The organism is Lysinibacillus macroides (assembly GCF_001281525.1).
Classification (GTDB): Bacteria; Bacillota; Bacilli; order Bacillales_A; family Planococcaceae; genus Lysinibacillus; species Lysinibacillus macroides.
Genome location: NZ_LGCI01000005.1, coordinates 1,115,201 through 1,128,125, shown reverse-complemented (window position 1 = coordinate 1,128,125; position 12,925 = coordinate 1,115,201). Strand labels below are relative to the sequence as shown.

Genomic DNA, 12,925 nt, shown 5'->3' with positions numbered 1-12,925 from the left:
TGAAGGAGAGAAAGTTATTGAGAAATTGGTTGAAGAAATCCGTCACTGTGGTAGCATCTGCTGCACTAATGGTCCCTGCTGTCTCTGCCTTTGCGGAGACCCCACAGCCTGCTACAAAGAATGGCAAGCTTGAACAGCTTATGCTTGCAAGTAATCAAACACGAACAGGACAAAATTCACAGAATAGCGAAAAATGGATCAGCAAAAATACAATTGTTATTAAGCATGCAGGGCTTGATCAAAATGTACATAAAAAAATTGGTGCTAAGGTCCTCCGCTCCATTCCTTCATTAGGATATGATGTTATTCAGTTAAACAAGGACGTCTCGCTTGAAAAAGCTGTCTCTTACTATTTACAGCAGGATGGCATTACAAGCGTATCCCCTAGCTATATATACCATACATTTGCCACGGACACCGATCCCAAGACAGAAGAAATGTATCATTTAAGCCTGCTACAAATAGATAGGGCACTTAAATTAGCAGGTGATCATGAAGTAACGGTGGCTGTGATTGATTCGGGCGTGGACTTTAAGCATCCCGATTTAAAAGCTCAAGTACTACCGCCCTATAACGCAGCCGCACCAGCTAATACAACTTATACAGCCGATCATGGTACACATGTAGCAGGAATTATTGCTGCTGCAAAAGATAATGGTATTGGCGGACATGGCATTCATCCAAAAGCTAAGCTTCTACCCATTGATGTATTTAATGGCAAGGAGGGCGCCGATGATTTCACAATCGCACAAGGTATTCTATACGCCATTGAACAAGGCGCTGATATTATTAATATGAGCCTTGGCGGCTATGGAGAGTCTCCACTTATGCAAGAGGCTGTCCAAAAAGCGATTGATAGCGGCATTACCATTGTAGCTGCTGCAGGCAATGAGGCGACAGATGAATACTCCTTCCCTGCTTCCTTTGAAGGTGTCATTAGTGTCGGCTCAACAAATAACAAAAATAAGCTATCCAGCTATTCCAATTACGGGCCATCTGTTGATATTGTAGCACCAGGTGAAGATGTATATAGTACTGTTTATGATGCGAAAAAGGGATCATCCTTTATTAAATTTAGTGGTACGTCCATGGCATCACCTGTTGTGGCAGGAATTGCATCCTTGCTTAAATCAAAATATCCACAGTTAAAGCCCTATGAAATAGAAGCCATTCTCGAAATGTCCGCCCAAGATTTAGGTGAGAAAGGCTATGATCTCACGTATGGACATGGGCTTGTTGATCCTATTAAAGCCTTGCAATTCGATCTTCAGAAGCTGCCTAAGCATCATTCAGAAACAGTCGAAGAACGTCTTACAAATGCAAAAGTATTGACTAAAAATACATTGAATACAGAACAGGGTGTGTTTGAGCAGCCTGATGAAAAGAAATGGTACAAGGTCGATTTAGAGGCGGAGGAATATGCACAGTTCACATTAAAAGGTGCAGACAAATATGATTATGCCTTTGATTTATACTTCTACCCAACTAGTCATTTTGGTGAGGTTGAGCCTATTCATGTGAATGATGTGCGCATAGGCAAAAAGGAGGGCTATCTATTTAAAGCGGAGCAAGAGGGTACGCTATTAGTCGGTGTCAAAGATCATAATGGCAGCTATAGCTTAAAGGGTAAATCAACCTTTACCTTTACTGCTCAAACGACCAAAGAGCTACCAGTAGATGCACTAGATCAAACGAATAGGGAAGAAATTAAAAAATTCCCATTTAGTACAGCAGGTAAAGACTATACCCTGCTTTCGACAGATCAGCAAAAAGACCAAGATTACTTTACATTTTCTGTTAAAAAACCAACAACACTAAAATTTGATCTATCAGGAATTCCAGGCGTGACCACATCAATGGAGCTTTATTTAAAAGAAGACTTTATGCCACTAGAAGCGGAGGAACTAACGCAACCGCCAGGCGAACAGGAGCCACCAGCACAAGAGCTTGAGCCAGCCAAGGAAGATGAGGACGAAATGGAAGCTTATCCAATGCAAATGGCCTATGGTACAGCGAAAGGTGAAAATATCAGCCTCATTGTTGATGCTATGCCTGAGCAAGAATATGTCTTACGTGTATCCAATGACAATAGTATGGACTTTTCGATGGGAATGTTCTTCAGTGGCGGTGTTGAAAAAGAAGAAAAGGTAAGTGAATCCATTCTTCCCTACACATTAAAAGGTACAGCTGTGACGCTGCCAAAGGATGAGGATGGTCTACCAGCAGATGGTATCTCACTAGAAGAATCTGCTAACGAGGAGCCATCATCCATTGCACCAAGTGCCATCAAAAAACGTGATGACATGGATACCATGCTAAGTATGCTAACAAACGCCTTTAGTGGAGAAAAATTGGAAGATGTTGAGCCAATTATGGAAAAAGCACTTCGCTTTAATATTGGGGAGGATCAAACAGCCTACTTCCAATCAGATTATGATGAAGATTACTTTTTATTGAAATCACCTGAGGATGCCCTTTATCGCTTCCAATTTAACAAAGGCACAGGTCAAATGCCATCTGGCACAATCTTTGAATATGATGAGGAAGCCAAAGAATTATTACCTGTCGCTTCCCTCACAGATAGTCTAAACATTCTGGCATTACTGTCTGGAGCAACCAATAATGAAGACGATGCAAAGGTTGTACCACTGAAAAAGGATAAAACCTATGTAGTCGCGGTTATGAATATGGGGGAACGCTCCGTTGATCCTTATACATTAAAAACACGTAAAATCGGTGATATTCCAGCAACTTATAATCCAGATAATCAGGAGGAAGGCAAAGCCCAACCACTTCAATTAGGTACAACCTATAAAGATCATCTGATTTATCAAGATGACATCGATTATTACTACTATAAGCAACAGGGTAATGATGAAGTGATGAGTCTACTGCTTTCCACTATTCCTTTTACAGATGAAGAATTGAAGCAATTACCAAAAGAGCTTCAGCAAGATCTAAAATTTGCAGGGTCTATTATTGAAGATACAAATGGCAATATGAAAATCGATCCAAAGGAATTGGCGACAGAGGTGCCATTTGGAATTGGTGAAAACATTCTTGAGCTGCTGCTTGGTGTAATGGGAACAGCAGATGTCAATACATCGTTTCAAGCGAAAAAGGACCGAGGCTATTTTATCTTGGTCAGCAGCATAAACTTTGGTCAAGTATCGGTTCAACCTTATGCATTAACATTATTTGATCATCGTCGAGTGGATGAGGATGCGGATTCTACCTTAGTAAATGGCGTACCAACAAAGCCACTTGCACTCACGAAAAAAGAGGATAAATGGATTGCCTCTCACTATTTCAATACGGGGATTCCGTTTGGGGATAAGGATTACTTTGAATTTACAAATAATCAAAAACGTGAGGTGTCCTTCTCCCTTCAAACCGAAAAAGCATTGGATGGTGTGATTCGCATCATCAATGCAAATGGTAAAACAGTCTCAACCTTAGACTTATATGGGGCTGAAGATGCGGAAATCGGTACCGTTGAGCTGGATGCAGGCACATACTATATCGAGGTTAGCGAAGCTTATGGCAAGGCAAGTACACAGCCATATACACTAGAAATCCAATAACTCACCTATTCCCTAGGCTTACCACAAGGCCTAGGGATATTTTTATAGGCACAGCTGCACGACATAAAGAAAGCATCTTCCCCCTTAGAAAAGATGCTTACGAATGCTAGTTAGTCAAAATATTTCACATAATTACAAAATTCATCTTGCTGCATATGTAGCTTTTCATACAGTCTTCGTGCATTGATATTATCCGTGGCTGTTTGCAATGTCACATAACGGGCATATTGCTGCTCACAATATTGGAACACCTTCTCCATCAATGCCGTGCCGACCCCCTGGCCTCTCACATCGTCTACCACATACATATCATTTAAAATATAAGCACGCTGTAAGGCAATTGAGGAAAACGTTGGATATAATTGTGTAAAGCCAACCGCCTTACCATCCTTCACTGCTATAAAAATCACCGACTCTTTTAAAGCCAAGCGTAATTGTAAAAATGCCTTGGCACTGCTGATATCTGACTCGATCCCATAAAACTGACGATATTCATCAAATAGCACCGTTAACTCCTCTAGTTCATGCATTGTTGCTTGAAATATTTTCATTCTTTTCTCCCCTTATGTCTACCCATGATTGTTAAATCTAGTATTGATTATATAGAAAATAAGTGAATAAAGGAAAGAAAACCCTCTAAAGCAAGAAAATATTCACACTAAGTAATGAGCAATCTTTGTGACAATATCACGCCAATTTAAGGTTTGACGTGCAAAGGCTTGTAGCTGCTCACACGTAGTAGCTAGCAATGCTTCCTCCTGTGTTACATGCTGCAATGTCTTACTGATGCTTTGCCAATCATGCGTTGGATGAATCGTTCCAAAGCGCTGCTGCTGGGTAATATCCGCAGCTCCATCCACATCCGTTGCCACAATATAACAGCCATTTTTAGCAGCCTCTGCAAACACATGGGCATAGCATTCCACTAAGGACGTTAGACAAAAAATTTTAGCCTTCCGATATTCTTCCTCCAATTGCACCTTATCTTGAATCGACCCTACAATGATTACCTGAGCAGCAAACGGATGACCATTCAGTAATGCCAGAAGCTCCTGATAAAATGGCTCAGACATTGGTCCAACTAAACGCAGCTCCCAACCAGTAAGCTGGGCTGCTAGAAATGCCTTGACCGCCAATAATGTTTGCTTCTCTGGTGCATCTAAACGACCTACCATCACTATTCGATTTTCTTTCTCGCTGAATAATACAGGAGCTGTTGGAAAATGCTCATAAAAGCCATTTGGGATATGCTGAATCGTTACTTGCGAAAATTCTTGAATAGCCGTTTGAATGGCTACACATTCAGAAGAAAGAAGATCACAGAGCTGCAACAGCTCTAAAAAATAAGGATAGGTTTTTAAACGTTCAAGCCAATAACGATTCACATCTAGCTTCATATAAATTTTCCCTTGAGGATGATGGTGCTTATAGGCTTTTAAAATTGGTAAATAAGATGGATAGGGACCTATAGCAAAGACAATATCAATATCCTTCGCATGCCCTGCTAAATAAGCGTTCATATTGGCAATATAGTCATCTTCAAAAGGTATCCGCTCAAACTTCACAGCAGGAAAGGTTTGTTGAAGAAGTGCTTCATTCATTTCCGTTGTGAGAATACTCACGTCATATCCTAAATGCTCTCCTAATAAAATCGGTACAAGACAAAGATCTTTAAAAATATGAGCATCAGAAAGCTTATAAGACTCCACGCTACAAATAAAGGCAATCCTTTTTGACATTGTTTCCCTCTTTCTAAAAGGCGTTCTACTAGTATATGACAACAACGGCTAAATGTGCATAACTTAGCATTTTTCATCCCTCTACATCCACTTTCTCTCGTAAATCTCTCTTTTAAAAACTTATGTCAACAAGCAATTGCCTACAAGCGTACACCCTACATGCATATTGTAATAAAGAATCTACTCTGCCAACGTGAACTAGAAAAATGCTACCAATCTATTAGGAATGGAGGGATCACATGAAGATTAGTTTTTTATCACCTGCGTTTAATAGTGAGCAATGGATTGTCACCATGCTAGACAGTATTCCGAAAGAATATGCCTATGAAATCATTGTGGTGGATGATGGCTCTACAGACAATACATTAGCCCTTTTACAAGACTATCAAAAAAACTGTGCAGCCTTAAAAATCATTGTCCATCCTACCAATTTAGGTGCGAGTGTTGCTTATAATCGATGCATTGCAGAGGCAACGGGTGATTATATAGCGATTATTGATAGTGACGACCACTATTTACCTGCTATTCGCAATGTATTAGCACAGGTAGATGGTGAGTTTGATATTTACTACTATAATATGATTATTAAAAACGGCTATGCATTTATTAAAGATGAATCCAATCGCTACTCATTGCCTGGACAATTTAAAATTATTCGTAGAAGCTTTATCGGGGATGCTACCTTTACAATACGTAAGGATATTGCTGGGGACTGGGATTTTAATCGTGCCCTGATGGATAAAAACCCCACATGTAAATATACAAACGAATTCGCCTATTGGTACAACTATCCAAGAGAAAACTCAGAATGCGATTTACATCAAAGAGGGTTGAAATAGCATGGGGGAGGTGTCATCCAGCATACGATGTTTACAAATAAAATTTTACTGATTACTGGCGGTACTGGCTCTTTTGGTAATGCGGTCTTACAGCGATTTTTAAATACCGATATCAAGGAAATTCGGATCTTTTCGAGAGATGAAAAAAAGCAAGATGATATGAGAAAGCTTTATCAGCATCCTAAGATAAAGTTTTATATTGGCGATGTGCGCGATATAGAAAGCATCCACCATGCCATGTATCAAGTCGATTTTGTATTCCATGCGGCAGCCCTAAAGCAAGTTCCCTCCTGTGAATTTTTTCCTTTAGAAGCTGTTAAAACAAATATTTTAGGCACAGAAAATGTCTTAACAGCTGCTATTCAAGCTGGTGTTCAAAAAATTATTTGTCTCTCCACTGATAAGGCTGCCTATCCTGTAAATGCGATGGGCATCTCCAAAGCAATGATGGAAAAAACATTTATTGCAAAATCAAGAATGGTGGACCCTAAGCAAACCTTAATTTGTGGCACAAGATACGGCAATGTGATGGCTTCCCGTGGCTCTGTTATTCCGTTGTTTATCGAACAAATTAAAACTGGTCAGCCTTTAACCATTACAGATCCCCGAATGACACGCTTTATCATGAGTCTCGAGGAAGCAGTCGAATTAGTTTTATATGCCTTTGTCCATGCCCAACATGGCGATATTATGGTACAAAAGTCACCGGCCGCTACCGTGCAAGATTTAGCACAGGCTTTACTGGCGATTTTCCACGCGAATAATGCGATTCAAATTATTGGCACACGGCATGGAGAAAAAATGTATGAAGTATTATGTACAAAGGAGGAAGCCGCAAAAGCGATAGATGTAGGTAATTTTTATCGCATTCCCGCAGATAATCGAGATTTACATTATGGCAAATACCTTGATGAAGGCTCTCCTAAAATATCGTTAACAGATGAATATAATTCCAATAATACACAACTATTAAGCATTGTTGAGCTAAAAGAAAGATTAATAAAGCTGCCACTTATTCAACAAGAGCTCCTTCACTGGATGGGAGGAAAACCATGAAATTTTTAGTGCTTGGCGCTACAGGTATGGCTGGTCATATGATTGCTATGTACTTATGTGAGCAAGGACATCATGTTACCACCTACTCCAGAACAGCCTTTCCCTATGGTAACAATATTGTTGGTGATATTACAGATCGCCAGTTTTTACAGGCGCTCTTAACCACTACCGATGTGGATATTGTTATTAATTGTATCGGTATGTTAAACAATGCCTGCGAACAATACCCTGCGAAAAGTATTTTTTTAAATAGCTATTTACCCCATGCCATTGCGGCTCACCTAAAAGATCACCAAACAAGGCTGATTCATCTTAGTACCGATTGCGTCTTTTCAGGGAAAGCTGCACCCTATTATGAAAAAAGTCCATGTGACGGAGAAACCTTTTATGATCGTACAAAGGGCTTAGGGGAAATTGATGACAACAAGCATTTAACATTCCGCAACTCTATTATTGGCCCTGCCCTACAAAAGGACGGCATCGGGCTGTTCAATTGGTTTATGCAACAGCATGGTTCCATTAATGGCTATACGGGTGCGCTTTGGACGGGTGTTACAACACTGACCTTAGCAAAAGCGATTGAACAGGCTGCCCACGAAGGCTTAACAGGACTCTATCATTTAGTTAACACGACAAATATCTCAAAATACGACCTGTTACAGCTATTGAATCAATATTTTAGAAACAATACCATCAGCATTGTTCCTGACTCACTTGTCAATGTCGATAAAACATTAATCAAGACCAGACATGATTTCTCCTTTGTTGTACCTAGCTATGAAGCTATGATTGTGGAAATGAAAGATTGGATGCTACAGCATAAAAATTTATATCCTCATTATCATTTATGAACGCAAACGCCATGATACATATTAATCGTGGCGTTTTACCAATTACATCACCATGCCCTTAGGTAATTGCCCATCCTTAATCCAATGTTCAACAAAGTCATTAAAAAAGGCAGGCTTTGCCAACGACACACCGTGACCCACATTTCCTACTATTACACCATAGCAATTGGGGTGCTGTTGAAGCAGTGCTTTGGCAGATTTTTTCATAACGCTTTTTTCTTGATCGCCCACCGTAATTAAAATCTTCCCCTGTGCTTTATGAAAATTGGGCGGAATAGAAAACGACATATTCTCTTGCAGGATTTGCAGCAATACCTCTATATGCATTGTAGAGCTCTCATGATAATAGCGTTCAAAATAATGGTCATCAATAGATAAGGTTTTCGCTTGCAGCTTAGCAAATGTTTTATTTTTAACAAGTGGAAATGTTAGTCGAATCAATGGCTGCATAAGCCCTATCATAGTAGGTGAGGGAATCACAAGAGCACTATTAATCATCGTAAAATCACTGACATTCGGCTTTATACTGAGCATTTGAATGGCAATTTGTGCACCTAATGAAAAGCCAATCACAATAACCGTTTTGCCATTCGCCTTTTCTTCAATTAACTGTAAAAGCTTGTGGGCACAGCGCTCAATGGAAAATGGAGATATCGATAAAAGCTCTGGTACAATACAATGATAGTTGGAAAAATGCTGCACTTGCTCATCCCACATCCATCCTCCCACGCCACCTCCATGAATAAACATCATCAATGGCTTGCTGCTATTGCCATATTCTCTATATTGCATAAACTCCTCATCTCCCTTTTAGTGATGATCGTCTAAAAAATCTTTACTAAAGCTTGTTTGAGATTGATAGGATGAACGCTTTCCAACATCAATCCCTCGCTGAATCATGCCCTTACCAAAGCGCTCCTCTATTTCATCCACAATTTTCAAAATCGGTTCATCCTTGACATGCTCTTGAAAATTAAAAAGGGATAATTGCTGTGAATACTCTTTACGATCAACCACATTGGAAACGGTAACACCAAGTAATCTAACAGGCGTTTCATCCCAATGCTTATCAAATAATGCACAAGCAACAGGAAAAATATCCTCAAAGCGATAAAGCACATTAGACATTGTTTTTGAGCGTGTATGATTATGCCAATTCGCATCCCGTATTTGAATGCTGACAGTAGAGCCTGCTAAACGCTTCGCATCTAGTCGTTCTGCTACTTTTTTACATAGCCCTTCAATCGTTTTATGCAATATTCGAATATCGTTGATATCTTCAGGCAATGTCGTTGAATTGCCTACACTTTTCGTATCAAAAATAGCCTCTGGGTCTACTGCACGGTCATCCATGCCATTCGCCCTTGCACGAAGGCGCACACCATTTTTTCCTAACATTTGCTTGATAGCATACTCATCCGTTTTCGCTAAATCACCAATGGTAAATATACCGTGTGTATTTAATTTTTTTGCTGTGCTTGTACCAATACCATGCATTTTCACCACTTCATCTGGCCACAGTAGTTGTTCCAGATCACGTCTTCGCAAAATGGTAATGCCCATCGGCTTTTTACGATCTGAAGCCGTTTTCGCTAAAAATTTATTGGGAGCAATGCCTATGGAGCAAGGTAAATCAAGCTCTGTTAAAATACGCTGCTGTATTTCCTGGGCAATATTGAGTGCATGCCTTTCCTTGCTTAATACCGTCACGTCCATATAGCCCTCATCAATTGACACAGGCTCTACTAAATCTGTATAGCTCCGAAGAATAGTGAATATTTCTTTTGAGGCGGCACGATACTTTGGAAAATCAGGTGGCAATAGCAATAGCTCAGGACATTTACGCAGTGCCTCATGAACGGTCATTGTGGTATAAATCCCAAGCGCTCTTGCTTCATATGAGCAGGTAACTAAAATGCCACGCCGCTCCTTTGGATTACCCGCTATTGCAAGTGGTTTACCCTTTAAACTAGGATTATGTGCCTGCTCCACAGAGGCATAAAAACTATTCATATCCACATGAAAAATAACGCGCCCTTTATGAGCCATTTGCTTCACCTCTTTTCTTCTATATTTTTATTATACGCTGGTCTGCTATTAATCAACAAACGCATAATCCCCATTGCTTTCAAGTATATCCTTTAAGATTATCAATGCTTGCTCAAGCTGATGCTCGGGCGCTGTAATCGCTAAGCGAACGGCATTGACAGGCTTGGTATTGCCAACAGCAAAGCGCTCTGCTGCATATACCTGTACACCCGCCTTAGCAGCCAGCAATTCAAATTGCACACCTGTAAATTGCTCAGGCAGTAGCAGCCATCTAAAAATACATTCCTCATCACCTAAAATCTGATACTCTCCTAAATACTGATTGACGAGCGCATTTTGCTGCTTTGTATAGGTACGGTGTTTCTCTAAAATCGTTTGTGCCACCCCTTCATGAATCAATCTCGCTGCAAGCTCCAGCATAAGCGGAGAAACCGAAATATTAATATTATAAAGCGTTTCCATAATTTTTTTACGATAGGCTGGTGGTGTCACAATAAAGGATAAGCGTAAGCCCGGCGAAATCGTTTTTGATAGACTGGCAATATAAATAACCTTTTCCGGTGCATAGGAAGCTATTGGTGCGAGCGCCTGCTCCTTTAAAAAGCTATAAATCGCATCCTCAATCACAATTAAATCCTTCTGCCTTGCCACCTCTGCAATCATTTGTCTTGTCGCCACAGTCATTGTATGGGTTGTTGGATTATGAAAATCAGGGATCACATAGATGCCCTTAATATGTTCATTTTTACAGGCATACAATAGCCCCTCTCTTGTCATTTCACCTTGACTTTGTTGAATCGCTACAAGTTGAATACCGAGCATATTGGCAGCCGTTTTAATGCCCGCATAGGTCATAGGGTCTGTGCCAATGCGATCGCCTGGCTGAAATAATGCTGCCAGTGTCCCAACAATCGCATTTTGCCCACCCGCTCCAAGCAAAATAGGCTGATTAGGTTGGAAATGAATCCATTCAAAAAGCTTCATCACTGCCTCTTGCTGCCAAGCATTGCTCTCAGGACGTCCATATTGAAACAGTTTGCTTACACTAGGCTCATTTAGCATTTTTTTCATAAAACGTGTAATATCCTCATTGGCAAAATTATCAGGCAGCACAGAGCCCATTTCAATCATAGGTGTTGTATGGTTTGTTGGTAATAGTATTTTATTGCTTGCTGCATCCGTTGACACAAATGTACCACTACCAATCGAAGCATAAATAAGCCCTTTTTGTCCGCATAGCTTAAAGGCACGTGTAATGGTGCTTAAATTGACATCTAAAAAATCAGCCAATTCACGTTGGGGAGGAAGTTTTGTTCCGGGTAGTAGCTTGCCATCCTTGATATCTTGTTCAAGCTGTTGTGCGATCGCTATATATAATGGCGCTGAACTATTGCCAATATCAGGCTTCCAGCTCATTGGATATTCATCAAATGAATTTATAGGCATGTGCTAAACTCCTTCTTTTTTAATTTGCATACAATCTTTTAATTGTCTTGCATACAATGATAATATTGTATGCACACGATGACAATGATATAATTTTAAAAAATCAGAAAAAAAGGACCGATAATTATGCAATATTCAGAAAGAATCTTAAAGACACCATCTTCATTTATTCGAAATATTTTAAAAGTAACAGAGGCAGAGGATGTCATTTCCTTTGCAGGGGGGCTTCCAAATCCAATCTCTTTCCCAGTGGATGCACTAAAAGCATCTGTAGATCATGCGATTACAACAAACGGTAGCCGTTTGTTCCAGTATTCTTCTACACAGGGTTATGCACCGTTACGTGAATACATTGCTGCCAAATATCAACGTGTACACGGACTGGATATACATGCTGACGATGTGTTAATTACAACAGGCTCACAGCAGGCGCTGGAATTGATTAGCAAGGTGCTGATTAATAAGGGCGATGGCATTATCATCGAGGAGCCAGGCTATTTAGGGGCTATTCAAGCTTTTACATTATGTGAGCCAACTTTCCACGGTGTTACGCTTGAACATGATGGGCTTAATTTAGAGGAGTTAGAAAAAGCCCTGCAACAGCCAAATGTTAAAATTCTTTATACGGTACCAAATTTCCAAAACCCTACAGGTCTTACATACTCAAAGGAAAAACGTCAGCAAATTTGTGAAATCGTAGCTAAATACGATGTTGCTTTAATTGAGGATGATCCATATGGGGAGCTACGATTCGAGGGCGAAACACTGCCTTATATCGGTGCTGGAAAATTAGAAAATAGTATTTTACTAGGTTCTTTCTCCAAAACAGTGACACCTGGTATGCGACTTGGCTTTATGATTACGAAAAATAAAGAGCTGTTACAGCATGTTGAAACAGCGAAGCAAGCCTCTGATCTGCATACAAATATTTTCTCGCAATACATTATCTATGATTATTTAGCGAATAATGATTATATGGCGCATGTACAAAAAATTATTGCCCTTTACAAAAATCAGGCATATGCCATGCTGGATGCGATGCAGGAGTTCTTCCCTGCACATGTAGAATATACACGACCTGAGGGAGGTATGTTTATTTGGGCAACGATGAAGGACGGCACATCAGCTCTTGATGTATTCGCTAAGGCAATGGAGCAAAAGGTTGCCTTCGTCCCAGGTGATCCATTCTATACCAATAAAACAAATGTCAATACAATGCGTCTTAACTATACAAATGCCACACCTGAAGTTATCCGTGAAGGCATTCAACGTTTAGCAAGTATTTTATAAAAAAAGGCCGTATAAACGCTCTTCACAGCGCTTATACGGCTTTTGATTGTACGCTATCCGTCACATCTAAC

The 12,925-nt window shown here is 40.1% G+C and carries 10 protein-coding genes; 5 read left to right on the top strand and 5 right to left on the bottom strand.

Features of this window, described 5'->3' with window-relative positions; genetic code table 11:
- The first annotated feature begins 17 nt into the window (after positions 1–17).
- Positions 18–3,584 (top strand): S8 family peptidase, encoded by a 3,567-nt coding sequence (locus ADM90_RS08345; protein ID WP_053994519.1) that lies wholly within the window; start codon positions 18–20, stop codon positions 3,582–3,584.
- A gap of 110 nt (positions 3,585–3,694) precedes the next feature.
- On the opposite strand, the gene ADM90_RS08340 is transcribed toward ADM90_RS08345, so the two are convergent.
- Together ADM90_RS08340 and ADM90_RS08335 are read right to left on the bottom strand one after the other, a co-directional pair.
- Entirely contained in the window at positions 3,695–4,135 is a 441-nt protein-coding gene (locus ADM90_RS08340) for a GNAT family N-acetyltransferase (protein WP_053994518.1), read from the bottom strand.
- A 102-nt stretch (positions 4,136–4,237) separates the two neighbouring features.
- Positions 4,238–5,323 carry a glycosyltransferase family 4 protein gene (locus tag ADM90_RS08335; protein ID WP_053994517.1) on the bottom strand — a complete coding sequence of 362 codons (1,086 nt, stop codon included), beginning with the start codon at positions 5,321–5,323 and terminating at the stop codon, positions 4,238–4,240.
- 239 nt (positions 5,324–5,562) lie between these two features.
- Between ADM90_RS08335 and ADM90_RS08330 the strand changes: the two genes are divergently transcribed.
- From ADM90_RS08330 to ADM90_RS08320, 3 genes are read left to right on the top strand one after another with little or no spacing between them, the layout of a single operon-like run.
- Positions 5,563–6,162 (top strand): glycosyltransferase family 2 protein, encoded by a 600-nt coding sequence (locus ADM90_RS08330; protein ID WP_053994516.1) that lies wholly within the window; start codon positions 5,563–5,565, stop codon positions 6,160–6,162.
- Positions 6,163–6,189: 27 nt separating this feature from the next.
- A complete protein-coding gene (locus ADM90_RS08325; protein ID WP_053994515.1) occupies positions 6,190–7,218 on the top strand; it encodes a polysaccharide biosynthesis protein in 1,029 nt (342 codons plus the stop codon).
- Positions 7,215–8,069, top strand: a complete 855-nt coding sequence (locus ADM90_RS08320) for an SDR family oxidoreductase (RefSeq protein ID WP_053994514.1) — start codon at positions 7,215–7,217, stop codon at positions 8,067–8,069. The genes ADM90_RS08325 and ADM90_RS08320 overlap by 4 nt, the downstream gene beginning before the upstream one ends.
- A gap of 42 nt (positions 8,070–8,111) precedes the next feature.
- Here the strand turns inward: ADM90_RS08320 and ADM90_RS08315 are convergent, their stop codons facing one another.
- The 3 genes from ADM90_RS08315 to ADM90_RS08305 are packed head-to-tail and all read right to left on the bottom strand — an operon-like array spanning position 8,112 to position 11,564.
- Positions 8,112–8,861 (bottom strand): alpha/beta fold hydrolase, encoded by a 750-nt coding sequence (locus ADM90_RS08315; RefSeq protein WP_053994513.1) that lies wholly within the window; start codon positions 8,859–8,861, stop codon positions 8,112–8,114.
- An 18-nt stretch (positions 8,862–8,879) separates the two neighbouring features.
- Positions 8,880–10,118 carry a DNA polymerase IV gene (locus ADM90_RS08310; RefSeq protein WP_053994512.1) on the bottom strand — a complete coding sequence of 413 codons (1,239 nt, stop codon included), beginning with the start codon at positions 10,116–10,118 and terminating at the stop codon, positions 8,880–8,882.
- A gap of 48 nt (positions 10,119–10,166) precedes the next feature.
- Positions 10,167–11,564, bottom strand: a complete 1,398-nt coding sequence (locus ADM90_RS08305) for an aminotransferase-like domain-containing protein (RefSeq protein ID WP_053994511.1) — start codon at positions 11,562–11,564, stop codon at positions 10,167–10,169.
- Between the two features lie 126 nt (positions 11,565–11,690).
- Between ADM90_RS08305 and ADM90_RS08300 the strand changes: the two genes are divergently transcribed.
- Positions 11,691–12,854, top strand: a complete 1,164-nt coding sequence (locus tag ADM90_RS08300) for an aminotransferase-like domain-containing protein (RefSeq protein WP_053994510.1) — start codon at positions 11,691–11,693, stop codon at positions 12,852–12,854.
- Positions 12,855–12,925 lie beyond the last annotated feature (71 nt).